30 protein-coding genes, 2 tRNA genes and 1 other RNA gene are annotated in these 26,295 nt (G+C 70.7%); 14 read left to right on the top strand and 19 right to left on the bottom strand.

All coding sequences use genetic code 11. The features are described 5' to 3' along the window. Positions 1-115 precede the first annotated feature (115 nt). Complete coding sequence (locus MTP10_RS05250) at positions 116-1,312, top strand: amidohydrolase family protein (protein ID WP_310707841.1); 1,197 nt, start codon at positions 116-118, stop codon at positions 1,310-1,312. Between the two features lie 20 nt (positions 1,313-1,332). Here the strand turns inward: MTP10_RS05250 and MTP10_RS05245 are convergent, their stop codons facing one another. From MTP10_RS05245 to MTP10_RS05235, 3 genes are all read right to left on the bottom strand, one after another. Continuing rightward, a complete protein-coding gene (locus MTP10_RS05245; RefSeq protein ID WP_310707840.1) occupies positions 1,333-1,677 on the bottom strand; it encodes a YkvA family protein in 345 nt (114 codons plus the stop codon). A gap of 66 nt (positions 1,678-1,743) precedes the next feature. Beyond that, on the bottom strand, positions 1,744-2,685 hold the full coding sequence (locus MTP10_RS05240; protein WP_397334424.1) for an LLM class F420-dependent oxidoreductase: 942 nt from the start codon (positions 2,683-2,685) through the stop codon (positions 1,744-1,746). Positions 2,686-2,824: 139 nt separating this feature from the next. Beyond that, positions 2,825-3,493: a TetR family transcriptional regulator gene (locus MTP10_RS05235; RefSeq protein WP_310707838.1), complete on the bottom strand. Its 669-nt coding sequence runs from the start codon at positions 3,491-3,493 to the stop codon at positions 2,825-2,827. A gap of 276 nt (positions 3,494-3,769) precedes the next feature. On the opposite strand from MTP10_RS05235, the gene MTP10_RS05230 reads away from it, so the two are divergent. Beyond that, entirely contained in the window at positions 3,770-4,282 is a 513-nt protein-coding gene (locus MTP10_RS05230; protein WP_310707837.1) for a hypothetical protein, read from the top strand. A 353-nt stretch (positions 4,283-4,635) separates the two neighbouring features. On the opposite strand, the gene MTP10_RS05225 is transcribed toward MTP10_RS05230, so the two are convergent. The 5 genes from MTP10_RS05225 to MTP10_RS05205 form a co-directional block, all read right to left on the bottom strand. Next, positions 4,636-5,694: an aspartate-semialdehyde dehydrogenase gene (locus MTP10_RS05225; RefSeq protein WP_310707836.1), complete on the bottom strand. Its 1,059-nt coding sequence runs from the start codon at positions 5,692-5,694 to the stop codon at positions 4,636-4,638. After that, positions 5,691-6,965 (bottom strand): aspartate kinase, encoded by a 1,275-nt coding sequence (locus MTP10_RS05220; RefSeq protein WP_310707835.1) that lies wholly within the window; start codon positions 6,963-6,965, stop codon positions 5,691-5,693. Before MTP10_RS05220 ends, MTP10_RS05225 begins: the two co-directional genes overlap by 4 nt. Positions 6,966-7,076: 111 nt before the next feature. After that, on the bottom strand, positions 7,077-7,607 hold the full coding sequence (locus MTP10_RS05215) for a DUF5063 domain-containing protein (protein ID WP_310707834.1): 531 nt from the start codon (positions 7,605-7,607) through the stop codon (positions 7,077-7,079). Continuing rightward, positions 7,600-8,199: a recombination mediator RecR gene (gene recR / locus MTP10_RS05210; RefSeq protein WP_175590161.1), complete on the bottom strand. Its 600-nt coding sequence runs from the start codon at positions 8,197-8,199 to the stop codon at positions 7,600-7,602. Before recR ends, MTP10_RS05215 begins: the two co-directional genes overlap by 8 nt. 3 nt (positions 8,200-8,202) lie before the next feature. Further along, complete coding sequence (locus MTP10_RS05205; RefSeq protein ID WP_310707833.1) at positions 8,203-8,553, bottom strand: YbaB/EbfC family nucleoid-associated protein; 351 nt, start codon at positions 8,551-8,553, stop codon at positions 8,203-8,205. Positions 8,554-8,843: 290 nt separating this feature from the next. Between MTP10_RS05205 and MTP10_RS05200 the strand changes: the two genes are divergently transcribed. Further along, positions 8,844-10,583 carry a GAF domain-containing protein gene (locus tag MTP10_RS05200; protein WP_310707832.1) on the top strand — a complete coding sequence of 580 codons (1,740 nt, stop codon included), beginning with the start codon at positions 8,844-8,846 and terminating at the stop codon, positions 10,581-10,583. Positions 10,584-11,000: 417 nt separating this feature from the next. Here the strand turns inward: MTP10_RS05200 and MTP10_RS05195 are convergent, their stop codons facing one another. Further along, positions 11,001-13,760: a DNA polymerase III subunit gamma and tau gene (locus MTP10_RS05195; RefSeq protein WP_310707831.1), complete on the bottom strand. Its 2,760-nt coding sequence runs from the start codon at positions 13,758-13,760 to the stop codon at positions 11,001-11,003. A gap of 30 nt (positions 13,761-13,790) precedes the next feature. Beyond that, positions 13,791-13,886: signal recognition particle sRNA small type (ffs, locus tag MTP10_RS05190), an RNA gene on the bottom strand. 96 nt (positions 13,887-13,982) lie between these two features. Between ffs and MTP10_RS05185 the strand changes: the two genes are divergently transcribed. Further along, positions 13,983-14,070, top strand: a tRNA-Ser gene (locus MTP10_RS05185). Positions 14,071-14,283: 213 nt separating this feature from the next. On the opposite strand, the gene MTP10_RS05180 is transcribed toward MTP10_RS05185, so the two are convergent. The 4 genes from MTP10_RS05180 to MTP10_RS05165 form a co-directional block, all read right to left on the bottom strand. Further along, a complete protein-coding gene (locus tag MTP10_RS05180; RefSeq protein WP_310707830.1) occupies positions 14,284-14,694 on the bottom strand; it encodes a MerR family transcriptional regulator in 411 nt (136 codons plus the stop codon). 9 nt (positions 14,695-14,703) lie between these two features. Next, complete coding sequence (locus MTP10_RS05175; protein ID WP_310707829.1) at positions 14,704-15,480, bottom strand: SDR family oxidoreductase; 777 nt, start codon at positions 15,478-15,480, stop codon at positions 14,704-14,706. A 170-nt stretch (positions 15,481-15,650) separates the two neighbouring features. Beyond that, a complete protein-coding gene (locus MTP10_RS05170; RefSeq protein ID WP_310707828.1) occupies positions 15,651-16,064 on the bottom strand; it encodes a DNA-binding protein in 414 nt (137 codons plus the stop codon). Continuing rightward, on the bottom strand, positions 16,046-16,327 hold the full coding sequence (locus MTP10_RS05165; protein WP_310707827.1) for a hypothetical protein: 282 nt from the start codon (positions 16,325-16,327) through the stop codon (positions 16,046-16,048). The genes MTP10_RS05170 and MTP10_RS05165 overlap by 19 nt, the downstream gene beginning before the upstream one ends. A gap of 96 nt (positions 16,328-16,423) precedes the next feature. Here MTP10_RS05165 and MTP10_RS05160 point away from each other — a divergent pair, with 96 nt between their 5' ends. Next, positions 16,424-17,023, top strand: a complete 600-nt coding sequence (locus tag MTP10_RS05160) for a TetR/AcrR family transcriptional regulator (RefSeq protein ID WP_310707826.1) — start codon at positions 16,424-16,426, stop codon at positions 17,021-17,023. A gap of 112 nt (positions 17,024-17,135) precedes the next feature. Further along, positions 17,136-18,311: an MFS transporter gene (locus MTP10_RS05155; RefSeq protein ID WP_310707825.1), complete on the top strand. Its 1,176-nt coding sequence runs from the start codon at positions 17,136-17,138 to the stop codon at positions 18,309-18,311. A gap of 12 nt (positions 18,312-18,323) precedes the next feature. Here MTP10_RS05155 and MTP10_RS05150 read toward each other — a convergent pair whose 3' ends face one another. Continuing rightward, positions 18,324-18,965, bottom strand: coding sequence for a LysE family translocator (locus MTP10_RS05150; protein WP_310707824.1), 642 nt, complete (start codon positions 18,963-18,965; stop codon positions 18,324-18,326). A 165-nt stretch (positions 18,966-19,130) separates the two neighbouring features. On the opposite strand from MTP10_RS05150, the gene MTP10_RS05145 reads away from it, so the two are divergent. Continuing rightward, positions 19,131-19,976, top strand: coding sequence for a neutral zinc metallopeptidase (locus MTP10_RS05145; RefSeq protein ID WP_310707823.1), 846 nt, complete (start codon positions 19,131-19,133; stop codon positions 19,974-19,976). A 94-nt stretch (positions 19,977-20,070) separates the two neighbouring features. Continuing rightward, positions 20,071-20,367 (top strand): type II toxin-antitoxin system VapB family antitoxin, encoded by a 297-nt coding sequence (locus MTP10_RS05140; RefSeq protein WP_310707822.1) that lies wholly within the window; start codon positions 20,071-20,073, stop codon positions 20,365-20,367. Positions 20,368-20,424: 57 nt separating this feature from the next. On the opposite strand, the gene MTP10_RS05135 is transcribed toward MTP10_RS05140, so the two are convergent. From MTP10_RS05135 to MTP10_RS05120, 4 genes are all read right to left on the bottom strand, one after another. After that, a tRNA-Ser gene (locus MTP10_RS05135) sits at positions 20,425-20,511 on the bottom strand. 10 nt (positions 20,512-20,521) lie between these two features. Next, on the bottom strand, positions 20,522-21,031 hold the full coding sequence (locus tag MTP10_RS05130; protein ID WP_310708161.1) for a nucleoside deaminase: 510 nt from the start codon (positions 21,029-21,031) through the stop codon (positions 20,522-20,524). 40 nt (positions 21,032-21,071) lie between these two features. After that, positions 21,072-21,545, bottom strand: coding sequence for a tRNA adenosine deaminase-associated protein (locus tag MTP10_RS05125; protein WP_310707821.1), 474 nt, complete (start codon positions 21,543-21,545; stop codon positions 21,072-21,074). Between the two features lie 18 nt (positions 21,546-21,563). Then, the gene (locus tag MTP10_RS05120) at positions 21,564-22,073 is read right to left on the bottom strand and encodes a tRNA adenosine deaminase-associated protein (RefSeq protein ID WP_310707820.1); all 510 of its coding nucleotides are present in this window, start codon (positions 22,071-22,073) and stop codon (positions 21,564-21,566) included. Between the two features lie 141 nt (positions 22,074-22,214). On the opposite strand from MTP10_RS05120, the gene upp reads away from it, so the two are divergent. The 6 genes from upp to MTP10_RS05090 all read left to right on the top strand — a co-directional run bounded on the left by upp (position 22,215) and on the right by MTP10_RS05090 (position 26,281). Further along, positions 22,215-22,853 carry a uracil phosphoribosyltransferase gene (gene upp / locus MTP10_RS05115; RefSeq protein WP_310707819.1) on the top strand — a complete coding sequence of 213 codons (639 nt, stop codon included), beginning with the start codon at positions 22,215-22,217 and terminating at the stop codon, positions 22,851-22,853. Positions 22,854-23,027: 174 nt separating this feature from the next. Continuing rightward, positions 23,028-23,273, top strand: coding sequence for a hypothetical protein (locus MTP10_RS05110; RefSeq protein WP_310707818.1), 246 nt, complete (start codon positions 23,028-23,030; stop codon positions 23,271-23,273). Between the two features lie 96 nt (positions 23,274-23,369). Beyond that, positions 23,370-23,528 (top strand): hypothetical protein, encoded by a 159-nt coding sequence (locus MTP10_RS05105; RefSeq protein ID WP_310707817.1) that lies wholly within the window; start codon positions 23,370-23,372, stop codon positions 23,526-23,528. Beyond that, entirely contained in the window at positions 23,525-24,055 is a 531-nt protein-coding gene (locus tag MTP10_RS05100; RefSeq protein ID WP_310707816.1) for a PH domain-containing protein, read from the top strand. Before MTP10_RS05105 ends, MTP10_RS05100 begins: the two co-directional genes overlap by 4 nt. Before the next feature lie 97 nt (positions 24,056-24,152). After that, entirely contained in the window at positions 24,153-25,496 is a 1,344-nt protein-coding gene (locus MTP10_RS05095; RefSeq protein ID WP_310707815.1) for a helix-turn-helix domain-containing protein, read from the top strand. Between the two features lie 110 nt (positions 25,497-25,606). After that, positions 25,607-26,281 carry a FadR/GntR family transcriptional regulator gene (locus tag MTP10_RS05090; RefSeq protein WP_310707814.1) on the top strand — a complete coding sequence of 225 codons (675 nt, stop codon included), beginning with the start codon at positions 25,607-25,609 and terminating at the stop codon, positions 26,279-26,281. Positions 26,282-26,295: the final 14 nt, after the last annotated feature.

Raw genomic sequence — 26,295 nt, 5'->3', positions numbered from 1 at the left:
CGGTCCCGGGCCTCGGGGACCGAGCCGTGCCGGGCGTCCGGCGGAGCCGCGGTGGATATCCAACGGAGACGTCGCAGCTTGTTCGACGTTATCCCGCCGTCGTACGGTTACCTGCGTGACTACGCCGCTGCTCCCCGATCCGGATCCGAGGCGGCGCGACTATGTGATCATCTCCGCCGACGATCACCTGATCGAGCCCCCTGACCTCTTCGAGGGCCGGCTCGCGGAGAAATATGCCGAAGTCGCGCCCAAGGTCGTGGAGACGGAGGCCGGTCACCAGGTCTGGCGCTACGGCGGCGCCACCTACCCGTGCGCGGGTATGGACGTCGGCGCCGGCCTCCCCCGCGAGCAGTGGACCCTGGACCCCATCCGCTTCGAGAGCATGCGCCCCGGCTGCCACGACATCGAGGCGCGCATCGAGGACATGGACCTGGCCGGTGTCTGGGCGGCCCTGTGCTTCCCCGGCATGCTGGCCAACCAGGCCGGCATGCCGTTCGCCAAGACCCGCGACCAGGAGCTCGGCCTCGCCCTCGTCCGCGCGTGGAACGACTGGCACATCGACGTCTGGGCCGGCACCTACCCCGAGCGGATCATCGGCCTGCAGCTGCCCTGGCTGCCGGACCCCGACGTCGCCGCCAAGGAGATCCGGGCCAACGCCTCGCGCGGGTTCAAGGCCGTGGTGTTCCCCGAGTTCCCGACGCGGCTGCGGCTGCCGTCGATCCACAGCGGCCACTGGGACCCGTTCTTCGCCGCCTGCGAGGAGACCGGCACGGTCGTCGCCCTGCACACCGGGGCGTCGAGCTGGTCGCCCGTGCCCTCGCCCGACACGCCCATCGAGGCCATCACCACGCTGATCCCGACGAGCGCGATGTTCGCCTGCGCCGACTGGCTGTGGTCCGGCGTCCCGCTGCGCTTCCCCGACCTGCGCGTCCTCATCGTCGAGGGCGGCGTGGGCTGGCTGCCGCTGCTCGCCGAGCGGGCCGACTACGCGCTCGACCACCCCGTGGCGGGCGAGGCGCAGTGGGACGGCGGCCTCAAGCCCAGCGAGGTGCTGCGCCGCAACTTCTTCTTCGGCACGCTGAACGACCACGCGCTGTCGGGGGTACGGCTGGCGGTCGGGCTCGACCACGTGCTCCAGGAGAGCGGCTACCCGCACTCCGACTCGACCTGGCCCGACACGCAGAAGTCCGTCGCGCGCAGTTTGGGAGCGCTGCCACCCGCCGACATCGCCAGGGTCGCGTACGGCAACGCGGCCCGGCTGTTCGGACACCCGCTGCCGTCACGCGCCTGGCTCCGCATGGAGGAGATCTAGACGGCTCGGGACCCGCTCGTCTAGGCGTCGAGCGTGCCGTGCACGACCTTGCGCTCGTGGTCGAGGTAGCGGCCGCTCTCGCCGAGCAGGGACGCCATCAGCCAGAGGAAGACCCCGAAGTCGTCCGCGACGCCGATCAGGACGAGGAAGTCCGGCACGAGATCGATCGGGGAGATCAGGTAGAGCACGCCGAGGCCCATCATGGCCAGCTTGCCCTTGCCCATGCCCGCGTACCGGCCGCTCATCACCGCGCCGATCAGTCGCGGGATCGCCCGCAGGCGCGCCATCACGCCGGGGGTGCCGGGCTTCTTGACGTCCCGGTACACCCGCCAGGCCGCTGCGGCCCGTGCTGCTTTCGCCATCATGCGCCCCCTCTACCCCGGCCTCTCACGACATAACGCGTTAGCCGGCGCCCGGAGTTCCCCGGGAGGTCAGGCGGTGGGGGCGAGATCCCGTACGGCCTGCTCCAGCGGCACCTCACCGCCGGGGACGGGCGCGAGGACGGGCGTGTCCAGCCCGTTGGCCACGTACTCGCGGATCCGGGCCCGGCACGTCGCCGCGTCCCCGTGCACCACCAGCGCGTCCACCACCTCGTCGGGGATGGCCTTGAGCGCCGCCTGCCGGTCGCCCACCGCCCATGCCTCCCGCATGGGCCGCAGCACCTCGCCACGCCCCAGCCACTCGTGGAAGGCCGCGTACACCGGCACGGTCAGATACGCGGCGAGCATCCGGCGAGCCAGCGCCCGCACCCGGTCCGCGTCCTCGCTCACGCACACGAACAGCCGCGCGATCAGCTCCGTGTCCGGCCCGATCTCGGCGCGCACCTTCTGCACGTCCTCGGGCGAGAGCCAGTTCGTGATGGCCCCGTCCGCCTCCTCGGCCGCCAGCCCCAGCATGCGGGGCCGCAGCGCCGCCAGCACGATCCTGGGCGGCTCCACGGGTGCTCGCTCCAGCTTGAACCCGCTGATCTCGAACGTCTCGTACGTCTCGGTCACCTTCTCGCCCGCCAGCGCCCTCCTGAGGAAGCGCAGGGTGTCCCGGGTCCGGGCGTACGGCTTGGTGAACGTGCCCGCGTTCCAGCGCTCGACGATCGCCGGCGAGGACGACCCGATGCCGAGCACGAACCGGCCGGGAGCCAGGTCGGCCAGCGTGGCGGCGGACATGGCCAGCAGGCCCGGCCCGCGCGTCGAGACGGGCACGATCGCCGTGCCCAGCCGCACCTGGGGCGCCCACTGCGCGGTCAGCGCCAGCGGCACGAACCCGTCCACCCCGCTCACCTCGGCCGACCAGACATCGGTGTAGCCGAGGGCGGGCAGCCCCTCGACCAGCTCGCGCGAGTCCGCCAGCGAGCGATCCTGGAAGGGAAGGGTCATGCCCCAGCTCTGCTGGGTGGTCTGCCCGGTCGTGTGCCCCGTCGTGTGCTGAGTGGTCTGCTCCGTCATCGCGGCCTCCGGCTCGGCATCCGTGTTCCGGCGACCATACCAACCGGGCGGTATGCCGTCGCGGAGAGGCTCACGCCCGCAGCTCGTGCACCGCCGCGATGAAGTCCTTGGTGATCCCCCGCAGCCCCGGCAGGTGCGACAGCCCCACCAGCCGGTCCACCAGCGGCACGGTCACGTCGATCAGCCGGTACGTGCGCTCACAGCCCGGCGAGGTGTCATGCACCCAGAACAGCACCATGCCCATCGACAGCAGCCACAGCAGCTCGGGCAGCTCCTCGCGCAGGTCCTGGTTCATGCGGTCGCGCGAGCCCTCGACGACCTGCCGGTAGATGGCGATCGACGCCTCACGCGCCGGCGAGGTCTGCGCGCTGAACGGGCTCAGCGGGTTGGTGGGCTCCGCCGCGTGCTTGAAGAACTTCACCGCGAACTCGTGGTACGGCTCCGACACGCGCACCCACTCGCGCAGCACGCCGCTGAGCCGCGCGGCGAAGGAGGTCTCCGTGTCGAGCAGCTCGCGGCAGGCGACCTCGTGCTCGGTCTGGGCGCGGTCGTAGTACGCCTGGATCAACGCCTCCTTGCTCTCGAAGTAGTAGTAGGCGTTACCCACGGACACCCCGGCCTCGGTCGCGATGGCGCGCATGGTCGTCGCGTCGAAGCCGCGCTCCCGGAACAGTCGCAATGCCGTCTCGACGATGACCTCTCGGGTGCTCTCCGATCCTCGGTTTCGGGCTTCGGACACGCTGGTCACTTTACGGGTTCGTACCGGGTCAGGTCATGGAGCCGCACGGTGATCGCCGCCACAAGGCAAAATCCCTGAGCGACGGGAGTTATCCGGTGTGAAGCATGGGATTGATGTTTTCAGGCGGAAGGGCTATTTCCGCGAAAAGGCACCGACATGTGGATACGTGGAAGAGTGCGGCCTCTGCTGGCCGCGTTCCTCGGCATTGAGATCTCCATAATCGCGCTGGCGTCCGCTGCTGCGGCCGCTCCCATGACACGTGACGGGGAGCAGCGGATGACACCGCCAGTGATCATCAGGTCGTACTCCGTCATCCTCCCGCGACGGGGCTCCGCCAAGCACCGGGCATCGCAGACGCCGGACCTGGAGCAGGTCCGCGCCCGCAACGCGCCGATGGTGCGGATGTCGCACGACCTCGCCGCCGGCTTCCTGGAGGAGGCGGGGATGCGCTACAAGTCCTCCGGACACTGCACGAACCGGCAGGTCTTCACCTGTACGTCGCTGGAGTCCGTCCGAACCGGGACGATCAGCCGGATCATCGAGCTCAAGGAGGAGAGCGACTGCCGGATCACGGTGACCGGCGGCACCGAGGTGGGCCACGCGCCCGGCCGCTACAGCCACGGCGCCGGCTACAAGCTCGACATCGCACACAACCGCTGCATCGACCGGTACATCACCGACCACTACCCGCGCACCGAGACCCGGGGCGACGGCTCGCCTCTGTACCGCTCGGAGGCCGGCACCATCTTCGCCGACGAGCCGGACCACTGGGACATCCTGTTCCGCTGACGGCTCCACCGCGCGACCAGGGGACGCCTTGCATCCGGTCACACCGACGAACGTCCCCCGCCCGGCAGAATCCGGGCCACCACGCCAGCATCGGGCGCCACCGCGCCACCCACTGGTACACACGCGCCACCGCACCGGTACGCGTACTGAGCGTGCATGCGTACTGAGCCTGCACGCGTACTGAGCCCGCACGCGCAGCGCCATCCGAAGAGCCGGCACCGCACACACGCCCACGGCCCGCGGCAGCACACGCCCACGGCCCTGTGCGCCACGCCCACGAACGGGTGTGAGGAGCCCCAGAAAACCTCGACGGGCCGCGGCCAGAAGCCGCGGCCCGACGAGCGGAGCAGGCCCTACAGCTCGCGCGCGACCAGCTCGGCGATCTCCGCCGCGTTGAGGGCGGCGCCCTTGCGCAGGTTGTCGCCGCACACGAACAGGTCGAGCGTGTTGGGGAAGTCGATCGCCTGCCGGATCCGCCCCACATAGGTGGGGTCGTTGCCGACCACGTCCAGCGGCGTCGGGTAGACCCCGTTGGCCGGGTCGTCCATGAGCACCACGGTCGGCGCCGCCTCCAGCACCCGGTGGGCGTCGGCGACCGTGATCTCCCGCTCGAAGCGGGCGTGGACGGCCAGCGAGTGCGTGGTCACCACGGGCACCCTGACGCAGGTCGCGGAGACCTTGAGGCCGGGGATGCCGAGGATCTTGCGGGACTCGTTGCGGAGCTTGATCTCCTCGGAGGCCCAGCCGCCGTCCTTCAGCGAGCCCGCCCACGGCACCACGTTGAACGCGATGGGCGCCGGGAACGGCGAGTCGCCGGGCAGCTTGTTGGCCAGGACCTTGCGCACGTCGCCGGCCGTCTGGCCGATGGAGCGGTCGCCGGCCAGCGCCTCGACCTCGTCGTACAGCCGGGCCGGGCCCACCACGCCCGCGCCCGAGACCGCCTGGTACGACGCGACGACGAGCTCCTGCAGGCCGTACTCGGCGTGCAGGGCGCCCATGGCCGCCATCATCGACAGCGTGGTGCAGTTGGGCGTGGAGATGATGCCCCGGGGGCGCTGACGCGCGTCCTGCGGGTTGACCTCGGGCACGACCAGCGGGACGTCCGGCTCCATGCGGAACGTGCCGGACTTGTCGATCGCGATGGCGCCGCGCTGGGCCGCGATCGGCACCCACTCGGCCGCCACCTCGTCCGGGACGTCGAAGATGGCGATGTCGATGCCGTCGAACACCTCGGGCGCGAGGGCCTGGACGACGACGTCCTCGCCGCGCACCTTCAGCGTCTTGCCCGCGGAGCGCGGGGAGGCGACGAGACGGATCTCGCCCCAGATGTCGTCACGGGTCGACACGATGTCGCGCATGACGGTTCCCACGGCGCCGGTGGCGCCGATCAGGGCGAGGTTGGGCCTGCTCATCGTCCGGTACCTCCGTACACCACGGCTTCGACCTGGTCGGCGTCGAGGTCGAAGGCGCTGTGCGCGGCCGCCACGGCCGCGTCGACGCCGTCCTGCCCGACGACCACTGAGATGCGGATCTCCGAGGTGGAGATCATCTCGATGTTGACCCCCGCGTCGGCGAGCGCCGCGAAGAACGTCGCGGTGACGCCGGGGTGCGACCGCATGCCCGCGCCGATCAGCGAAACCTTGCCGATCTGGTCGTCGAACAGCAGCGACTCGTAGGCGATGTCACCCTGGATCTTCTTCAGCGCCGTCAACGCGGTCGAGCTGTCGGCCGTGGGCAGCGTGAAGGAGATGTCGGTGCGGCCCGTCGCCGCGGCCGAGACGTTCTGCACGATCATGTCAATGTTGATCTCGGCGTCGGCCAGAGTTTTGAAGATCGCGGCAGCCTCGCCGACCTTGTCGGGCACCCCGACAACGGTGATCTTGGCCTCGCTCCGGTCGTGCGCGACGCCGGAGATGATCGGCTGCTCCATCTCGGTTCCTTCGGTGTAAGGGTCGGAGACGACCCAGGTGCCTTCCTTGGTGCTGAACGAACTGCGGACGTGGATCGGCAGGTCGAACCGGCGCGCGTACTCGACGCACCGCAGGTGGAGGATCTTGGCCCCGCAGGCCGCCATCTCCATCATCTCGTCGTACGAGATCCTGGGGATCTTGCGTGCCGGGGGCACGATGCGCGGGTCGGCGGTGAAGATGCCGTCCACGTCGGTGTAGATCTCGCACACGTCGGCCTGCAGAGCCGCCGCGAGCGCCACCGCGGTCGTGTCGGAGCCGCCCCGGCCCAGCGTGGTGATGTCCTTGGTGTCCTGCGAGACGCCCTGGAACCCGGCCACGATCGCGATGTGGCCGAGGTCGAGCGCCTCGCGGATGCGGCTCGGCGTCACGTCGATGATGCGCGCCTTGCCGTGCGTGGAGTCGGTGATCACGCCCGCCTGCGAGCCCGTGAACGACCGCGCCTCGTGGCCCAGGTTGGCGATCGCCATCGCCAGCAGGGCCATCGAGATGCGCTCGCCGGAGGTCAGCAGCATGTCGAGCTCGCGGCCCGGGGGCAGCGGCGACACCTGCTCGGCCAGGTCGAGCAGCTCGTCCGTCGTGTCGCCCATCGCTGAGACGATGACGACGACGTCGTTGCCGGCTTTTTTCGTCGCGACGATCCGCTGCGCGACCCGCTTGATGCAGGACGCGTCGGCGACGGACGAACCACCGTACTTTTGCACAACGAGCGCCACGAGAGTCTCCCGATTCGGACTGTGAGCTGTCAGTCTACTGGGGGCTTCTCATGCGGCCGCTGGCTCATACCACTATGTGGGACGCCCAGGTCCTCTCCGTGGACTACCGGATCAGACCGCCGTGGTCTCCTCCGCGACGTCGAGACGGGAGTGGGCGGCCAGCGCCTGGAGGGCCCTCATGGCCGCGCCCGCGTGGTTGCCCCAGGTGTTGAAGTAGGAGTACTGCCACCACCACAGCGCCTCGTGCGGCCGGCCCGCCTGGTAGTGGCGCAGCCCGTGGATCAGGTCGGCGGCGACCGCGGTCAGGTCGTCGGACAGCCGGTACGGCGTGACGTTGGTGTCCTTGTACGGGTCGAACACCTCGGCGTAGTCGTCCACCGCCCCCAGCCGCTCGGCCAGCGCGGTGCGGACGCCGTCGATGTCCGGGTCCTCGCTCAGCGGGGGCTCGTTGTTCCCCGAGAGGATCACGTCCTCGTTCGCGCCGAGCTTGGCTCCCGCCAGACTCATCTGGGCCACCTCGACCAGCAACAGCGACCAGATCGCGTCGCCGCCCTCGCCGCCCGCGACCCTGGTCAGGCCGTCCACGTAGTTCTGCGCGTGCGCCGCGATCTCCTCGGCCAGCGCGCTCCACTGGTCAGACATCCAACAGCCTCCGTCCTTCGAACGCCCGGCCCAGCGTCACCTCGTCGGCGTACTCCAGGTCACCGCCCACGGGCAGGCCGCTGGCCAATCGTGTCACCTTCATGCCCATCGGCTTGACCAGCCTGGCCAGGTAGGTCGCCGTCGCCTCGCCCTCCAGGTTGGGGTCCGTGGCGAGGATCAGCTCCGTGACCCGGCCGTCGGCCAGGCGCGTCATGAGCTCGCGGATGCGCAGATCGTCGGGCCCGATGCCGTCGATCGGGCTGATCGCTCCGCCGAGCACGTGGTAGGTGCCGCGGAACTCGCGCGTCTTCTCGATCGCGACGACGTCCTTCGACTCCTCCACCACGCAGATCACGTGGGTGTCGCGGCGCGGGTCGCGGCAGATGCGGCATTCCTCCTCGGACGCCACGTTGCCGCAGACCCGGCAGAACCGGGCTTTCTCCTTGACCTCCAACAGAGCGTGCGCCAGCCGCTTGACGTCGGCCGGATCTGCCGCCAGCAGGTGGAACGCGATGCGCTGCGCGCTCTTCGGCCCGACCCCCGGCAGCAGCCCGAGCTCGTCGATGAGGTTCTGGACGACGCCTTCGTACATGGTCTAGAACCCTGGCAACTGACCGAGACCGCCGCCGCCGAGCCCCTGCGCGAGCGGCCCGAGCTTCTCCTGCTGCAGGTCGGCCGCCGCCCGGACCGCGTCGCGGACGGCTGCGATCACCAGGTCGGCGATGGTGTCGGCCGTGTCCTGCGGGTCGCCGGTGTCGACGACACTCGGATTGATCTTCAGCTCCAGCAGCTCTCCCGAGCCGTTGACGACCGCCGTGACCAGGCCGCCCCCGGCCGAGCCCTCGATCTGCGCGTCGTTGAGCTCCTGCTGGGCGCTCACAAGCTGCTGCTGCATGAGCTGAGCCTGCTCCAGCAGCTGCTGCAGGTTGACATCCCCTGGGTTCACCGTCGTGCGCTCCTCGTGGCTCCGCGTTCTTGACTGCCACGAGCCTACGGTGTTTGGGGCCCGTCATGTACTGGGGGCTTACCAGTGTTTCGCCCTCGGGGGGTTTTGTTCGGCCGGGTCCCGGCCCCCCTCCAGTGTCCGAGACCCGGCCGGCACGCCGGCCGGAGCAGCCGCGCCGAGCCGGCGTTCGAGGACCGACCGTAGACTTCCTCACGTTGCACACACGTTGCGATCGGGTCATCACTGTGCGCGATCCGTCGAAGCACTTGCGCCGGCCACCCTGAACGCGGATGCTCGCCATACGGGTCGACTACTTGGAGTGGCCGATGAGTTACGCCCACCGCGACGCGTACTCCCGCCGCCTGCACGCCGCCCACGACGCCGCACTGAGTGACTCCCTGCTGGGTGACGCCGACCTGGGTGACGCCGTGCCGGGTGACGCTCGACCGCGTGACGGGCGCAGGAGGACCGAGCCCACCACGGCGGTCCCGGACAGGCCCGCGACGCCCACCTCGACCACCGGGACCGCCGCGGCCACCGCAGCCTCCGGGGGCGCCCCCGGAGCTCACGGGAGCGCTGCGAGCGACGGGGGCCGGGCCGGCAGCGGGGGTGCGCCGAGCGACGGGAGCAGGTCCGGCAGCGGGGGCGCGGCGAGCGACGGGACACGCGGGCTCATCTCCGCCTCCTGGCGCCGCTCCATCCAGGCCGGCGTGGACCCGGAGGACGGCCCCGCCCCGCTCGCCCTCGACCTGTCCCGCCTCGGCGACCTGCGCGAATCCCACCCCCTGCGCCCCGTGCTCCCCCTGCTCACCGAGACGCTCGCGCGGACGGCCGACGAGTCGCAGCACGTCGTGGTCATCACCGACAGGGAGGGCCGGGTGCTGTGGCGCGACGGCAACCCGGGCGTCATGCGCCGCGCCGACACCATCGGCCTGACCGACGGCCACGGCTGGTCCGAGGAGCGCATGGGCACCAACGGCATCGGCACCGCCCTGAGGGTCAGGCGCCCGGTCAACGTCTACTCCGCCGAGCACCTGCTGCGCCTGCTGCACATCTGGTCGTGCAGCGCCGCCCCCATCCTCGACCCCGACTCGGGCGAGCTGCTCGGCTGCGTCGACGTCAGCGGCACCGCGCTCAGCCTGCACCCGGCCACCGCCGCCCTGGTCGGCGCCGCCGCGCGGCTCGCCGAGTCGGAGCTCGCGCTGCGCATGTACGAACGCGACGAGCGCCTCCTGCGCCGGTACGAGGCGCTGCGCGGCCGCCCCGCCGTCCTGCTGTCGGCCACCGGCCGCGTCATCGCCGGCGACCCGGGCGGCGCCCTCGGCTACCGCGTGCAGCTCCCGAACGGAGGCGAGCGCCTGCTGCTGCGCGACGGCAGGGTGGCGACGATGGAGCCGTTCTGCGGCGGCTACCTGGTACGGGCCACAACGGCGGCCACGACGACGGCCACGACGACCCCCGCGCCGCCACCGCTCCGCCTCGGCTTCCTCGGCGAGGGAGTCCCGACGGCCACGGTGAGCGACCGCCGCCTGCCGCTCTCCCTCCGCCACGCCGAGATCCTCGCCCTGCTCGCGCTCCACCCGCGCGGCCTCAGCGCCGAGCAGCTCTCCTTCCACCTGTACGGCGACGCGGGCAACCCGGTCACCATCCGGGCCGAGATCCACCGGCTGCGCGCCCAGCTCCGCGGCACCATCGGCGCCAAGCCGTACCGGCTCACCTCCTCCGTGGAGGCGGACTTCCTGGAGCTGAGACACCTGCTGGCGGCCAACAACCCGGCGGCCCTGGCACGCACGTACAACGGGCCGCTGCTGCCGCGCTCGGAGTCGCCGGAGATCCGCCGCGAACGCGACGAGCTGGAGGTCCAGGTGCGCGCCTGCCTGCTGCTGCACGGCTCGCCGGACGACCTGTGGACCTACGCCCAGACGGCCAACGGCCGGGACGACCTGCAGATCCTCGAACGACTGGCGGAGTCCTTACCCTTCACCGACCACCGCGCCGCAGCGGCCCGAGCCCGCCTCTACACCTGCTGACCCTGCCCAGCCACCCTCCCGCCTCTCTCGACACCCCCGCGTCTTCCTCGCGGACCGCCCCTTCGCGGACCGCCCCCTTGAGGCCGTCGCCCGCCCAGTCCCACGGGCCCCGACGCCTCCACCCGAGCAGCCCCCTCAGGCCCGTCCCGGCGCACACGCCCGACACGCGGCCCGTACCAGCGCAGAAGCCCACACCCGGGCAGGTCAGCGCAGAGTCCCGACACCCGCGCAGGTCCGGCACAGAAGCCCGACAGCCGGGTAGATCCGCGCAGAAGCCCGACACCCACGCACGTGCGGCGCAGAAGCCCGACAGCCAGGCCACCGGCCCTGCTCGACTCCCGAGCCGCTCCAGCCCGACGAGACCGGGCAGGCCAAGGCAGTGCGGGGCGGGGCGGCGGGGTGTTCTCCGCCTTACCGTCAGGTTTGGTCGAGCTCGCCGATGACCGTGGCGCCCAGCTCGCGTTGGAGCAGGGCCATGCCGCTCAGCTCGTCCACGTCGGCGTTGGCGTCGTTCAGGGGGTCGACCTCGTCGGAGTCGAACGCCCTGCCACGGCCCGGCACCGTCTCAGGCCAGGCGGACGTGGCCGCTGGGCGGGAGACCGAGGCGCGGGAGCCCGGAGCGCGGGGGCCCGCCTGGGCGGCGGCCTTGGCGGCGGACCGGGCGGCGGCCAGCCCAGGGCCGACCGCCCCGGGGCCTGCCGGACCCCCGTTCGCCGTGCCTCCGCTCGCCAGGCCGGCCGCCGCCAGGGCGCCTCCCTGCGAGCCCGGCTCCCCCGCGTCCCACGACGCGCCGCCCCTGCCGGGGCTGGTCTGCGTGGGGTCGGGGGACGGCGGTGAGCCGAGTCCGGGATCATCCGGAGCGTCGGGCCACGACTCGTCGGTCGTCGGCCTGCCGCCGGCGGACGCCTGACCCCCCTGAGGTCCCTGACCACCCTGAAGTCCCTGACCACCCTGAGGTCCCTGACCACCCTGAGGTCCTTGACCGCCCTGTGGTCCCTGGCCGCCCTGTGGTCCCTGGCCGGGCTCAACTCCATGACCGGCCTGAGCTGCCTGACCGTCCTCGACTCCATGACCGCCCGGAGATCCCTGGCCCGTCTGACCACCAGGTTGCGGCCCGCTGCCCGGGTGGGCCGGGGCGCCTGGCTCGCCCGCCTCCTGGGCACCGGTCCCGTCGTGGGACGAGCCGTGCGAGCCCGTACGGCCGGACGGCGCGTGCGCTGCGGCACCCCCGGGCGCCTGGGATGTCTGGGTGGCGGACTGCTGCGGCACCGACTGGGACTGCGGCCTCGCCGGGCCCGGCGGAGGTCCGCCCTGTGTCGCCCGCGGTCCGGCCGAGACCGGGGAGCCGCCGACCACGGCCTCCACCCGCCACGTGTTGCCGAGGACGTCGCCCAGCGCGGCGGCCACGACCGCGTCCTTGCCGCCGCCGGTGAAGTTCTTCATCGCGCCGACCTGGCTGAAGCCGAGCGTGACGAGGTTGCCCTCGACGCCGACGACCTGCGCGTTGGTGCTGACGTTGGCCCAGACGACGATGCTGCGCTGCTTGAGCGCCGCGAGCACGGCGGGCCACTGCTGTTGCATGAGCCCCAGCCCCGACCCTCCGGCGGTGGCTCCACCGGCCTGACCAGCCTGACCGGCCTGACCAGCCGAAGCGTGGCCGGGCACGTCCTGCGCCTGACCGTGAGTGCCCTGCCCGAGTCCTTGGGCGCCTTGCGCGTACCCTGAACCGCTCTGCGCCGGGGCGCCGGGACGGGCGGGCTCGGGCCAGCCGTCGTCCTCCTGCGCGGCTCGCGGCGCGCCCGCCGCCTGGCCCCCCGCAGCCTCGGCGGCCTGGCCGCCGGCGCCGGACGCCTCACGGACCGGAACGGCCTGGACGGGCTGAACGTGCTGGACCGGCTGGGCGACCTGGGCGACGGGAACGGCAGGAGCGGCTGCGACACCGGGTCCGGGCGCTCCGCCGGCGGTCGGACCCGTACCCGCCATGGCCGATGCTCCCGAGCGGGTGACCATCGCGGCGACCGCCCCGCCGCGCTCCAGACGTTCGAGCCGCGCGAGCAGCGCTTCCTCGCCCTGCGCGGCACCGGGCAGCAGGACGCGCGCGCACATCAGCTCCAGCAGCAGCCGGGGCGCGGTCGCGCCGCGCATCTCCGTCAGCCCCGCGTTGAACACCTCGGCCGCCCGCGTCAGCTCGGCGGGCCCCATCGAGGCGGCCTGCTGAACCAGGCGCTCCAGCTCGTCGGCGGGTCGGTCGAGCAGGCCGCTGGAGGCCGCCTCGGGGACGTTGGCCAGGATGACCAGGTCGCGGAAGCGCTCCAGCAGGTCGGAGGCGAAGCGGCGCGGGTCGTGGCCGCCCTCGATGACGCGGTTGACCGTGTGGAAGACCCGGGCGCCGTCGCGGGCGGCGAACGCGTTGACGACCTCGTCGAGCAGGTCGCCGTCGGTGTAGCCGAGCAGGGAGACGGCCTTGGCGTACGTGATGCCGTCGTCGTCGGCGCCCGCGAGGAGCTGGTCGAGGATCGACAGCGAGTCACGCGCGGAGCCCGCGCCGGCCCGCACGACCAGCGGCAGGGCGTTGGGCTCGTAGGGGACGCTCTCGGAGCTGAGGATCTCCTCCAGCAGCGCGCGCAGCGTGGCCGGAGGCATCAGCCGGAACGGGTAGTGGTGGGTGCGCGACTTGATGGTGCCGATGACCTTCTCGGGCTCCGTCGTCGCGAAGATGAACTTCAGGTGCGGCGGGGGCTCCTCGACGAGCTTGAGCAGCGCGTTGAAACCCTCGCGGGTCACCATGTGCGCCTCGTCGATGATGTAGATCTTGTAGCGGGCGGAGACCGGGGCGAAGAAGGCCCGCTCGCGCAGGTCGCGCGCGTCGTCCACGCCGCCGTGGGAGGCCGCGTCGATCTCGATGACGTCGAGGTGGCCGGGGCCGGTGGGGGCCAGCGCGACGCAGGACTCGCAGACGCCGCAGGGGTCGGGCGTGGGGCCCTTCTCACAGTTGAGGGAGCGGGCCAGGATGCGGGCGCTGGACGTCTTGCCGCATCCCCGGGGGCCGCTGAACAGGTAAGCGTGGTTGATGCGCCCCGTGCGCAACGCCTGCCGCAGCGGATCGGTGACGTGCTCCTGTCCCTTGACCTCGGCGAAGGTCCCGGGTCGGTACTTGCGATAAAGCGCAAGGCTCATGCGACCATCCCGCCTGCGAGGGGCCCAAACGAAGAGAACCCCTCGCACACCCGCCAGAGCCCGCTTATCCTTGCTGCCTTCCGGCCCTGGGGAGGTTCACAGGATGACGCCGCGCGAGGGGTCCTTGGACAGTCTAGCGGGATACGGCAGTGCTCGCTGCAGCGAAATCCACCTGTGAAATCGTGGTCTCCGCACCGCCGGAAGTCCGGTAAGCTCGTCGGCGGAGGATTCGCCTAGTGGCCGAGGGCGCACGCTTGGAAAGCGTGTAAAGGGCAACCTTTCGGGGGTTCAAATCCCCCATCCTCCGCCAGCTCAGAGGGGTCATGCCGTGATCAACGGCATGACCCCTCTGGCTTTGGGTCTCGGTCGGCTCTTCAGGGGCCACGGTCCACCGGATGCCGCCTCTCACATGCCGCTACCGCGCCCGCCATGCCCGTGCGCTCCGGCACGCCGAGGATGAGCAACCCCCGTGACGAACGTCGCGAAGACGTGCTCCTCCGCGTAGACCGGCGGCCTCGAGTTTCTAATCGTGAACGGGGCGGCTGTAGGCGGGGTGGCTAGCGATGGTGCCGGGTTGCTGCGGTGTCGCGTTGCCGATCAGGGCCTCCACGAGCCGGTCTCGTACGGCGCTCAGCTCCGCGATCCGCTCGTCCAGAACCGCGACCTTCCTGCTCACCGCTTCCACACCGGGCGGGCAGGCCGGTCCCAGCGAGACATCGCCATCGTCCAGGCAGGGCAAGAAGTTTCGTACGTCCTGAGCGGTGAAGCCGTTCGACAGCAGGAGCCGGATGTTGCGGACCTTGGTCACCGCTCTGCCGTCGTACTGCCGGTAGCCGTTGGAGGTCCGTTCCGGCTGCAGCAGACCCTGCTGCTCGTAATAGCGCAAGGCCCGGACGGTGACGCCGCTCGCTCGCGCCAGCTCCCCGATCAGCACTGTCCCAGCTTATGCCTGCTGCCCCGCTGCCACGGAGAGGCCGCCGTCGACGCGAACCACCGTGCCGGTGAGGTAGCCGGCCTCGGGCCGCGCCACGTTCACGATCCACCAGGCGATCTCGCCGGGCTGGGCCACGCGGCCGAGCGGGATGCGTCCGACGAGTCCCTTGCCTGCGGCGGCGATCTGCTCCTCGGTGAACCCGGCGTGCGCCAGCACGGGTGTGGCGGTGATGCCGGGCGCCACGGACACGACCCGCACGCCCTTGGGGGCGAGCTCGACCGCCCAGGTGGCCGTCAGGAAGTCGAGGGCGACCTTGGTGGAGCCGTAGACCGAGTTGTCCGGCCAGCCGCCCCAGGGCGGGTTGGACGACACGTTCACGATCGTCCCCTTCGCGGAGGCCAGGTGCGGCAGGGCGGCCTGGGTCAGGAAGATGGGAGTGAGCAGGTTGGTGGCGATCTGCTCTTCGGCGGTACGGCGATCGATCGTCCCGAGCGCGGCCGGCCGAGTGATCGCGGCATTGTTGACCAGGACATCGATCCGGCCCAGCCGCTGCACCGCCGCCTCGACGATCCGCTCGGGCCCATCGACCGCCGCGCCGTCAGCGGCGAAGACACTGATCGAGGAGTGAGCGGCTGCGGTCTCCTCCAGGCGCGCCGCGGTGCGGCCGACGACGAGCACCTGCGCGCCTTCGGCGGCGAACCGATGAGCCGTGGCGCGGCCGATCCCCGTGCCGCCTCCGGTGATGACCACGCCCTTGCCTGCCAGGCTGCCCGAGATGTCGCCCATGAGTGTCCCCTCTGTCCGCAGGTGAGTGGACGTGACGCTAAAGGCTGACCTGGGCGTCAAGGTCAACGCGCGAAGCTCCGTCCCGGGTCGGGAAGATTCCGGCCACCGGACTCGGCATCCGCTCGTGACGAGGGCGTCGAGTGGTCTGCCCCGGCGTGGCTGCTCAAGATCTAGACGGCGACGAGCCGCACCCGGTCGCCGCAGAACCTCGCCATGTCGTCGATGTCAGACGTGAGCATGACAACCGGCCGCTGTTGCCGTACGGCCATCTCCGCGACTACGGCGTCGATCGCGTACTTGTGACCATGGAGCCCCGCCGCGACCAGCATCGTGGACGCGGCTCTCGCTTCCTCCTCGCCCACGTGGACGATTCGCATGCCGGACAAGAGCCAGGCGAGCCGAGCCTGGTTCGTCCGGCGGTGAGTCGCTTCGACGAGGGTGAGTGAACTGGTCACTACCTCCATGCCGCGGCTGCGCGCCTCCGCGACCAGAGCGACGACAGGCGGCTGATCGTTGACGAAGCCCGACAATCCCTCGCAGTCGAGAACGAGGGTGCCCTGGCGCATCAGCCCGCGGCGCGCCAATCCTCCTCCTCGGCGAACACATCGTCGAAGACCTGACGAGCCTGGTCCCGATCGGAGGCCGGCACAGGCCCGTTACGTCGTTCGTAGTCGGTCAGATACTCGTCCAGGATCTGACCGCGCAGCTCGCGCTCAACCGCTGCGGTGATGAACGAGGAGAACTCCCGCTTCCCGACGCGACGGCGGATCGCCTCGGCCGTCCCTTCGGGCAAGGAGAGACTCACCCGGGTCGAGGGCCCTTCGCCAATGCTGTAGTCCTCTGCCATGGGCCGAGATTATCAAAGAAGTAGGAATTCTGACGTGGCGACAGAGCATGTGGTGGAATTTTGCACCAAGCGCCGCAAAACGTGTAGCTTCGGCGCATGGCCCGACCGCGAACCTTCGACGAGGACCGGGTGCTCGACCAGGCGATGCGCGCCTTCTGGCGGCACGGGTACGAGGGCACCTCCACGCGCGACCTGTGCGAGGCCACGGGACTCGACCGCAGCAGCGTCTACAACGCGTTCACCAGCAAGCACGAGCTGTTCAGGCGGGCGCTGGCCCGCTACACCGAGGCCATGACGGCCGCCCAGCTGGAGATCCTGGAGAGCGGTGACCGCCCCGCCGTCGAGCGGATCCGCGCCCTGTTCGCCAAGATCATCGACGACGAGTTCACGTACCGGGGCGACGCGCCCAGCATCGGCTGCCTCGGCGTGAACACGACCGTGGAGTTCCGGGGACGCGACCCCGAGATAGCCGGGCTCCTCGAACGCGACGCGACCATCCGCCTGGAGTCGTTGCGCGCGGCCGTCGAGGCCGGGCGGCGCGACGGCGACGTCCGCTCCGCCCGCGACTCGGCCTCGCTGGCCCGTTACCTCAACGCCGTGACCGCCGGCATCCGCGTCGCCGCCCAGGGAGGAGCCGACCGGGCCACCCTGGAGTCCCTCGCCGAGACCGCGATGGACGCCCTCACCCTGCCCTGATCCGACTGTCCTGCATCCGGCGGGTCACCGGCCCGCCGTCCCGTTCCCATGCCTGCCATGCCTGCCATGCCCAGATTCTGCACCGCTCGATGCAAAACCCGAGGAGCACTCCTTGCCCAGATCCGTGTACGTCCTGGCCTTCGGCATCTTCGCCATGGTCACCAGCGAGTTCGCCGTCGCCGGGCTGATGCCCCAGATGGCGCGGGGCCTCGGCGCCACCATCCCCCAGATCGGGTACCTCATCACCGCCTTCGCGGTCGCCATGGCCGTCGGCGGGCCGTTCATGACCGTGGCCGTGACGCGGCTGCGACCCAGGGCCGCCCTGATGACGTTGTTCGCCGTCTTCCTCGCGGGCAACCTGCTGGCCGCCGTGGCCCCGTCCTACCCGGTCATGATGGCGGCGCGGATCATCACCGGCGTCGCCTCCCAGGCGTTCTTCGGCGTCACCGTCTCCCTGGCCGTGCGGATGGCGCGGCCCGAGGTGCGCGGCCGGGCCATCGCCGTGGTGATGAACGGGCTCATGGTCGGCACCCTGCTCGGTCTTCCGCTGTCCACGATGATCGGCGAGCGGTTCGGCTGGCGGGCGGCGTTCTGGGCCGTCGGCGTGCTCACGCTGGTCGCCGCGCCGGCCACGCTCGCGGGCGTGCCGCGTCTCGAACGCGCCGAGGGCGACGGCGACGGCCTGCGCGGGCAGACGGCGGTGTTCCGCAGCCGCCGCCTGCTGCTGGCGCTCATCACCAGCACGCTGATCATCGGCGCCACGTTCTCCGCGTTCAGCTACCTCAACCCGATCCTCACCGGCCTGGCCGGCTTCTCCACCGGGAGCGTCCCGTACCTGCTCGTCGCGTACGGCGCCGCGACGGTGGCCGGCAACCACGTCGTCGGACGCCTCGCCGACCGGCACACGATCGCGGTCCAGGTGTACGGCCTGGCGCTGAACGCGGCGTTCCTGACCGGGTTCGCGCTGCTGGCCCACGTGAGCGCGGCGGCGCTGGTCTTCATGCTGGGCGTCGGCCTGGTCGGCGTCACCATGAACCCGGCCATGGTCACCCGCGTCCAGCGCGCCGGGAACGCGGGACCGCTGGTCAACACGATCCACTCGTCGTTCATCACGCTGGGCGTGGTCATCGGCTCCTCGGCCGGCGGCCTGGCCATCGACGCGTACGGCCTGCGGGCCCCGCTCTGGCTGGGCGCGGCGCTGGCCGTACTGGGACTGCTGGCCCTGCTGCCGGAGCGCCGCCGGGCGCGGGGGCTCGCCGAGCCCGTCCCGGCGAGGACCCCCGCCTGACCCGCAGGCGGGTCAGGCCGTCAGCAGCACCTTCGACCGGTCGGTGGCCAGGCGGATGGCGATGCCGCCGAGCACGGCGCCCATGAAGTACCGCTGGACGCGCAGCCACAGCGGCCGGCGGGCCAGGAACACGGCCAGGCTGCCCGCGCTGACCGCGATGATGCCGTTGACCAGCGTGCCGATGGCGATCTGCACCGACCCGAGCGCGAGGCTCTGGAGCAGGACGTGGCCCATGTCCTGGTCGATGAACTGCGGCAGCAGCGACAGGTACAGGATTGCGATCTTGGGGTTGAGCAGGCAGGTCAGCAGACCCATGGCGAACAGCTTGCGCGGCGGCTCGACCGGCAGCTCGCGCGGCTCGAAGGCCGAGGTGCCGCCCGGCTTGACGGCGTTCCAGGCGAGCCAGAGCAGGTACGCGGCGCCGCCCAGCTTGAGCGCCGTGTACGCGGCGGGCACGTACGCGAAGATCGCGGTCAGGCCCAGGCACGTGGCGGTCAGGTAGATCGTGAAGCCCAGCGCGACGCCGGTGAGGGAGATCAGGCCCGCCTTGCGGCCCTGGGTGATGGAACGGGACACAAGGTAGATCATGTTCGGTCCGGGCGTGAGAACCATGCCGAGGGACACGAGCGCGATCCCGATCAAGCCTGCGGTCATTTCCCGAGATTATCGGACGTGTCCACGGAGAATTCGGGGGCCTGCCCGAGCGTCCCGACCACGAGACCGCCACCCGGCGTGGAATCTCCCGCCCCCTTTCGGGAAGCTGTCATGCGGGCACACCGAGCACGCGGCATGCGGGCGCATGGAGAAGGGACGTTGGCGATGGACTTCCGAGACGACGTCAATCTCGATTCCTCCCAGGTGGAGGACGTCGGCGGCAGCGGCGGTGGTGGCGGGGGCGGGGGGTTCCCCGGCGGGATGGTCCTGGGTGGCGGCGGCATCGTCACCCTGATCGTGGCGGTCGTGGTGTTCCTGCTGAACAACGCCGGCGGAGGTGGCGGCGGCGGAGAGCCCGCCCAGCGGCAGCCGGCCTCGAACCTCTCGCAGGAGTGCAAGACCGGCAAGGACGCCGACCAGTCGGAGAAGTGCCGGGTGATCGGCGTGGTCAACAGCATCCAGGACTACTGGAAGGACGAGGTCTCGGGTTACCGGTCCGCCAAGACCATCCTGTACTCGGGCGGCGTCCGCACGGCGTGCGGCGCGGCGGACTCGTCTGTCGGCCCCTTCTACTGCCCCGGCGACCAGCGGGTCTACCTCGACCTGAGCTTTTTCGACGACCTGCACAGCCGGTTCGGCGCCAAGGGCGGCCCGTTCGCCCAGGCGTACGTGATCGCCCACGAGTACGGGCACCACGTGCAGAACCTGACCGGCGCGCTGGAGGGCGGCGGCTCGGTGGCCACGGAGTTGCAGGCCGACTGCTACGCGGGCGTGTGGGCCAAGAACGCCATCGACACCGGCTTCTACGACAAGCCGTTCACCGACACGGACATCGCCGAGGCGCTGGACGCGGCGGCCGCGGTGGGCGACGATCGGATCCAGCAGCGCACGCAGGGCCGGGTCGATCCCGACTCGTTCACGCACGGCTCCTCGGAGCAGCGCGTCAACGCCTTCAAGCAGGGATACGGCTCGGGTCAGCCGAAGTCGTGCGCCGCTGGTCAGCTCGGCTGAGCGGAGGTCCCGGCCCGGGTCGTCGCGGGCCCGCCGGCACCGATAATTCTCGCAAACAGCACAACGAGGCTGAATCTCTCCTAAAATCGGGGGGGTGATCTTCAAGCTGGTCGGCGACGGACGCCCCTATCCCGAACATGGTCTGACCCACCGAGAGTGGGCCCAGATCCCGCCGCGCCAGGTCCGGCTCGACTCCCTGATCACCACGAAGGCGATGCTGGACCTGCACTCCCTGCTCGCCGCCGACTCCACCTTCTACGGCGACCTGTTCCCGCACGTGGTGCAGTGGCAGGGCGAGCTCTACCTGGAGGACGGTCTGCACCGGGCGCTGCGGGCCGCGCTGCACCAGCGCTCCATCCTGCACGCCAGAGTGCTGGACCTGCCCGCCTGACCTCCGAAGCCGGAAAACGCGTCGGGCCCCTGAACTGGTCAGGGGCCCGATCGGCGGCGGTGGTGGTGGGATTTGAACCCACGGATGAGTTGCCCCATCACACGCTTTCGAGGCGTGCGCCCTCGGCCACTAGGCGACACCACCGCGGACGAGCTTACCGGATCCGCCGAGTGGCGAAGAACTCGGAAAGGACGCCGGCGCACTCCTCGGCCATCACACCCATGACGACCTCCGGCCGGTGGTTGAGCCGGCGGTCCCGGACGACGTCCCAGAGGGAGCCCACGGCGCCGCCCTTCTCGTCCACCGCGCCGTAGACGATCCGGTCGACCCGGGCGAGCACCGCGGCGCCCGCGCACATCGTGCAGGGCTCCAGGGTGACCACGAGGGTGCAGCCGTCCAGCCGCCAGCCGCCGCGGACGCGCGCGGCCTCGCGCAGCGCGAGGATCTCCGCGTGCGCGGTGGGGTCGGACGCGGACTCGCGGTCGTTCCCGGCGGCGGCCAGCACCGCGCCACCCGGCCCGCCCAAGCCACCCGACCCGCCCAAGTCACCCGTCCCGCCTGAGCCGCCAGGGACTGCGCGACCGGCCGGACCGAGGACGACCGCGCCCACGGGAACCTCGCCGCGCGCGCCGGCGCTCGCGGCCTCGGCCAGCGCCAGCCGCATCGCCCCGTCGTACCCGGACGTCACCGCGTCCCGCGCGGGGTCACCGCAGCCGGTCGAGCTCGTCGGCGAACGACAGCCGCTCGGCGATCACGGACAGGATGTCGGCCGGCAGCACGCCCTCCTCCATGCTGAGCTCCAGCAACTCCTCCGAGCTCAGGCCGAGGTCTCTCAGCAGCTCGAAGTCGCCCGCCGGCCGTACGCCCAGCGCGTTGCTCTCCTTGTCGACGCTCACGCCCGCGAACTCGGCGAACAGCTCGCCGAGGCTGCCCGGCGCGATCGCGTGGGCGTCGGAGAGGAACACCCGCGGCTCCTCGTCGCCGAGGTAGCGCACGATGGCGAACCACTCGTCCTCGACCTCGACGCAGAGCAGCGCCATCTCGTCACCGGACAGGCTGAGCGCCTCGGTCACGGCGTCGCCGAAGTCGTCGACGATCTCGGCCTCGCTCAGGTCGACCTCGGCCCCGCTCCAGCCGTCCGGGGTCCTGACGAAAGCCGCGGCGAACGTGTTGGCCATGTGTGCAAGCTCCAGGGGTCAGCCGAAGACGGATTCGATGGCGCGCTCGAACGGCTCGGAGAAGCCGAGCCGCGCGGCGATGCTCGACAGCACGTCCTCGGGCAGCAGGTCAATGTCACCCGACAGGATGCCCAGCTCCATCTCGTCCAGACCCAGATCGGCGAAGATCGACAGATCTCCCGCGGGGAGCGCGACCTCCTCGTCCTGGAGGATCTCGTCCAGCTCGTCCTCGTCGGGGACCGGCACGTCGAGGTACTCCAGCACCTGGCGGGCCAGGGGGAAGTCCCAGGAGGCGGCGATGTCGGAGAGGAACACGTCGACGCGCTCCCCCAGCACCCGCAACGCCACGAAGAACTCGTCACCCACCGCGACCAGGCCGATGGTGCCGCTCTCGCTCGGCTGCTGGCGAATGGCCTTGATCAGACCGTGCAGGTCCGACGTGAGCGCCACCGGCAGCATCTCGGCGTCCCAGCATTCGTCCTCGCGATAGACCACGATGGCGAAGTCGAACGCGTCCTCGTCTGTCATCGTCCACCCCACCCGATGCGGCCCGTACGGGCTCCCAATCGTTCCAGACGCCACCGGCACCCGTGTGCCGCTCCGACCAAATCGTGGTCAAACCGAGGCACGACGTGCCGGTACGTCCCACACAAGATAGCGTTATCCGTTATGGAAACCCTCGTCGTCGACCATCCGCTCGTGGCCCACAAGCTCACCACGTTGCGCGATGTCCGCACTGACTCTCCCACGTTCCGCAGGCTCGCGGACGAGTTGGTCACACTTCTGGCGTACGAGGCGACCCGCGACGTCCGCGTGGCGGACGTGACGGTGCGGACTCCCGTGGCCGAGGCCCACGGCGTCCGGATGGCGAAGCCCTACCCCCTGGTGGTCCCGATCCTGCGGGCCGGGCTGGGCATGCTCGACGGCATGACGCGGCTGCTGCCCACGGCCGAGGTGGGCTTCCTCGGCATGATCCGCAACGAGTCGACCCTGCAGGCCGAGACGTACGCCACGAGGCTGCCCGACGACCTGTCCGGCCGGCAGTGCTACGTGGTGGACCCGATGCTGGCCACCGGCGGCACGCTGGCGGCGGCCGTGCAGTTCCTGTTCGACCGCGGCGCGGAGGACGTCACGGCGATCTGCCTGCTGGCGGCGCCGGAGGGGCTGGCGCACATGGACGAGGTGTTCGCCGGCTCGGGCAAGCCGATCCGGGTGGTCACCGCGGCGCTGGACGAGCGGCTCAACGAGAACGGCTACATCGTGCCGGGTCTGGGCGACGCGGGCGACCGGCTGTACGGCGTCGTCTGACCTGATCACTCCGGGACCGGCCGAGTCGGTCGGACCGGACCGAGAAATCACCCTTCCGTCACGCGGAGTGGTCTCTTCGTTACATACTGTGGTTGCATGGGTACGTAGCGAGAAGAAGGCAACTTCCGCATGGGCGCGAGGGGGCGCGATGAACGAGTTGGCAGGGGTGCTCTCGTGAGCGAGCACACCGAGGCGGATCCGAGTCCGTACGCGGACGTCCCGACTCCGTACGCGGATGTCGAGATCACGCTGCGTGACGAATTCGCCGGCGTCCACTCGGCGACCACCGTAACGCGTTGCGTGGAAGCGGCGCACTACGGCGCGCTGGAAGTCACCGGCTACGCGCATCCGAGCCTCGTGGAGCGGATCGCGCGCAAGCATCTTCACGTCCTCGCGCTCGTGGCGAGCGAGCGCGGCTAAGCAAGATCTCAGCTAAGCCGTGAACCTACCTTTACCCGGGCTGCCGGGTGGGTAATGTATACGGCGGGTGCAGTGGGTAAGGGTACGGAGGCCACAGTGCAGGTCAAAAAAGTCCTCTCATACGGCGGGATAGGTTTTGCGGCGTACTACCTGTTGGCACGACCGACCGACGCGGCGACGGCGGTCAAAGGTGCCTTCGACTCGGTGGTCAACGCGGCTGACTCCCTGGCGCAATTCGTGAACAACCTGGCATGAGACTTGTGACCCACGGGGACTCGGCCCCGTCGTCGGTCAACCGTTACCTGCTCCCCGACGAACAACAGGTCATCATGGTGCGGCGTCACCCGGCCGTGCTGCTCCGCCCCGTCGCCGAGGTCTTCGGCGGCCTGATCATCGCCGGACTGCTCAGCAAGTTCTTCGGCGACTCGGGGGGCGGCACGGCTCTCGTGGTCGTCTGGTGGCTCTGGCTGTTGCTACTGATCCGTTTTGTATGGAAAGTCGCGGAGTGGTCAGTCGATTACTTTGTGGTGACTTCCAAGCGGATGTTGTCGACCACCGGCCTGGTCACGCGCAAGGTCGCGATGATGCCCCTGTCCAAGGTCACCGACATGAGCTTCAAGCGATCCCTGCTGGGGCGCATGCTCGGCTACGGCGAGTTCATCCTTGAGTCCGCCGGCCAGGATCAGGCACTGTCCACTGTCGAGTACATTCCTTACCCCGAGACGCTGTACCTCGAGGTGTGCCAGATGCTTTTCCCGAGCAAGGACGGCGGGGACGATTAAATCCCGGGGCAGGGATTTCTTCACCTGGGGATACCAGATTCGGCTACTTCATGCAATCATTGCGTGTTGTTGACCCTTCCCCGCCTTGAGAGATGAGATGCCGAGTCAGGGAACCATCGGTGACCGCGTCCGTGGACTGCGGCTGAACAGGCGGATGTCCCAGGCCCAGCTGGCCGGGCCCGACCTGTCTGACAGTTATGTCTCCCTCATCGAGTCGGGTAAGCGCACTCCGACTCCGGTGGTGGCCCGGCTCCTGGCGGAGCGGCTGGGATGTACCACCGAGTTCTTGCTGCACGGCATCGAGCCTCGCCAGCGCATCGACACCGAGCTGGGGCTGCGCCACGCCGAGCTGGAGTTGCAGCACGGCGACGCGGCCCTCGCGGCGGAGCGCTTCACGGAGATCGTGAAGGCCGCCGACGAGGAGAACGCCATGCTCACGGCGCACGCCCGCTTCGGCCGGGCGCGCGCGCTGGAGGCGCAGGGCCGGCTGGGTCAGGCCGTCGAGGCGTTCGAGCGGCTGCGCAGGGAGGCCTCGGCCCACCCGGAGCGGCTGGCCGATCTGCCGCTGGCCGTGGCGCTGAGCCGCTGCTACCAGCACGCCGGTGACCGGCTGCGGGCCCGCGATCTCGCCGCCCACGCGCTGCGGCAGGCGGAGCGGCTGGAGATCACGCAGGGTGAGATCGCCATCGACCTCGCCGCGGCGATCGTCGAGGCGCGCGAGGAGATGGAGAGCGGCTCCGCCGAGCTCGCCTACGTGCGCCGGGTGCTCGACGTCAACGGCGTTCCTGACGTGGTGGACCGTTCCGCTGAGATCGACGCTCTGTGGCAGGCGAGTGTCTCCGCCGCGGCGGGCGACGACTCGGCGCTGGCGGTGCGGCTGGCCGACGACGCCATCACGGCGGGCCGTTCGGCGCGGCTCGCGCTCCAGCTCGCCCGGGTGGCCGTGCACTGGGCCCGGCTCGCCGGTACGCCGGTCGCCGAGGCCGAGCGGCTGGTGGAGGCCGCGGCCAAGGCGTTCGCGACGGCCCCGGGCACCGGCCGGGAGCGCAGCGAGGCGCTGATCGCGCACGCCCGGGTCCGGCTGCGCGCCGGCGACCTGGCACGTGCCGGTGAGCTGGCGACCGCGGCACTGGAGGCGGCGCCCGACGCGTCGCGCACCACTCCGGCCGAGGCGCGGCTGGTGCTCGCGACCGTGGCGCTCGACCTGGGCGGCGACGCCATGGGGCACCTCGCCACGGCTCGGGACCTGCTGCAGTCGCTCAGCGGGCCCATGTTCGGCTCCGACCGTCAGGCGGCCCGTTGCTGGCGCGAGCTGGGCGACCTGTACGGCCGGGCCGGTGGCCGGGCGCAGCAGACCGCCGCGTATCGTAAGGCGCTGGAAGCGGCCGGGGTTCGCTCCGCGCTGGCGGGTCTGCCGGTTAACGCCGCGGTCTCCGGCTGATCGGAAAACGCCTCCCGGGAGTTCCAGATTTGTGTTCTTGGGTCTGGAATAATTAGGGTCTACCAGTCATTGACTCATAGGATGATTGGTTTCCCCGGAGGAGGCGGACTGTGAGTCTGCGTACGGCGCAGCGGGCTTCGCTCGTGGACCAGGTGATCGATCAGCTCAAGGAGCAGATCACATCAGGGTCGTGGCGGATGAACGGCAAGATCCCGACCGAGACGGTGCTCGCCGAGCAACTCGGGGTGGGGCGCAACACCGTTCGCGAGGCCGTACGCGCGCTGACTCACGCGGGACTCCTGGAGTGCCGTCAGGGGGACGGCACCTACGTCCGCGCGACGAGCGAGCTCTCCGGCGCCATGCTCCGCCGCCTCCGGCAGGCGGAGCAGCTGGAGATCCTGGAGGTGCGGCGCGCCCTGGAGGTCGAGTCGGCGCGGTTGGCCGCCACCAGGCGCACCGACGAGGACATCCTGCGCATCGAGGCCGCTCTCGCCGAGCGGGAGCGGGCCTGGGACCTCGACGACCCCGACTTCTTCGTGGAGGCCGACCTGGCCTTCCACATGGCCGTCGCGCACGCCACGCACAACCTCGTGCTGATCGACCTGTTCGAGGACTTCTCGGCCGCGCTGCGAGCCAGCATCACCGCCGCGGGCACGTCGCTCAACAAGAGCTACATCCCGCACGACGCGATCGCCCGCGCCATCGCGGCCGGCGACGCGACCGCCGCCGAGCGCGCCAGCCACGCCTGCATGGAGCACATCCTCATCGCCCTGACGGACGCGTAACCCCTTTTTCCTGC

The organism is Nonomuraea sp. 3-1Str, from assembly GCF_031570565.1.
GTDB lineage: Bacteria > Actinomycetota > Actinomycetes > Streptosporangiales > Streptosporangiaceae > Nonomuraea.
Note: the sequence above shows the minus strand (reverse complement) of the source record. Positions and strands in the feature narration are given on the sequence as shown.

Bases quoted from the DNA above. Each gene is read 5' to 3' on its own strand.
- MTP10_RS05125 (WP_310707821.1), bottom strand. From the start codon at position 21,545: ATGGCCAACACGTTCGCCGCGGCTTTCGTCAGGACCCCGGACGGCTGG.
- MTP10_RS05240 (WP_397334424.1), bottom strand. From the start codon at position 2,685: ATGACCCTTCCCTTCCAGGATCGCTCGCTGGCGGACTCGCGCGAGCTG.
- MTP10_RS05200 (WP_310707832.1), top strand. From the start codon at position 8,844: ATGCTCGCCATACGGGTCGACTACTTGGAGTGGCCGATGAGTTACGCC.
- MTP10_RS05100 (WP_310707816.1), top strand. From the start codon at position 23,525: ATGAGACTTGTGACCCACGGGGACTCGGCCCCGTCGTCGGTCAACCGT.
- upp (WP_310707819.1), top strand. From the start codon at position 22,215: ATGGAAACCCTCGTCGTCGACCATCCGCTCGTGGCCCACAAGCTCACC.
- MTP10_RS05130 (WP_310708161.1), bottom strand. From the start codon at position 21,031: ATGCGGCTGGCGCTGGCCGAGGCCGCGAGCGCCGGCGCGCGCGGCGAG.
- MTP10_RS05150 (WP_310707824.1), bottom strand. From the start codon at position 18,965: ATGACCGCAGGCTTGATCGGGATCGCGCTCGTGTCCCTCGGCATGGTT.
- MTP10_RS05120 (WP_310707820.1), bottom strand. From the start codon at position 22,073: ATGACAGACGAGGACGCGTTCGACTTCGCCATCGTGGTCTATCGCGAG.
- MTP10_RS05095 (WP_310707815.1), top strand. From the start codon at position 24,153: ATGCCGAGTCAGGGAACCATCGGTGACCGCGTCCGTGGACTGCGGCTG.
- MTP10_RS05215 (WP_310707834.1), bottom strand. From the start codon at position 7,607: ATGTCTGACCAGTGGAGCGCGCTGGCCGAGGAGATCGCGGCGCACGCG.
- MTP10_RS05195 (WP_310707831.1), bottom strand. From the start codon at position 13,760: ATGAGCCTTGCGCTTTATCGCAAGTACCGACCCGGGACCTTCGCCGAG.
- MTP10_RS05175 (WP_310707829.1), bottom strand. From the start codon at position 15,480: ATGGGCGACATCTCGGGCAGCCTGGCAGGCAAGGGCGTGGTCATCACC.
- MTP10_RS05245 (WP_310707840.1), bottom strand. From the start codon at position 1,677: ATGATGGCGAAAGCAGCACGGGCCGCAGCGGCCTGGCGGGTGTACCGG.
- recR (WP_175590161.1), bottom strand. From the start codon at position 8,199: ATGTACGAAGGCGTCGTCCAGAACCTCATCGACGAGCTCGGGCTGCTG.
- MTP10_RS05145 (WP_310707823.1), top strand. From the start codon at position 19,131: ATGGACTTCCGAGACGACGTCAATCTCGATTCCTCCCAGGTGGAGGAC.
- MTP10_RS05230 (WP_310707837.1), top strand. From the start codon at position 3,770: ATGACACCGCCAGTGATCATCAGGTCGTACTCCGTCATCCTCCCGCGA.
- MTP10_RS05225 (WP_310707836.1), bottom strand. From the start codon at position 5,694: ATGAGCAGGCCCAACCTCGCCCTGATCGGCGCCACCGGCGCCGTGGGA.
- MTP10_RS05165 (WP_310707827.1), bottom strand. From the start codon at position 16,327: ATGGCAGAGGACTACAGCATTGGCGAAGGGCCCTCGACCCGGGTGAGT.
- MTP10_RS05160 (WP_310707826.1), top strand. From the start codon at position 16,424: ATGGCCCGACCGCGAACCTTCGACGAGGACCGGGTGCTCGACCAGGCG.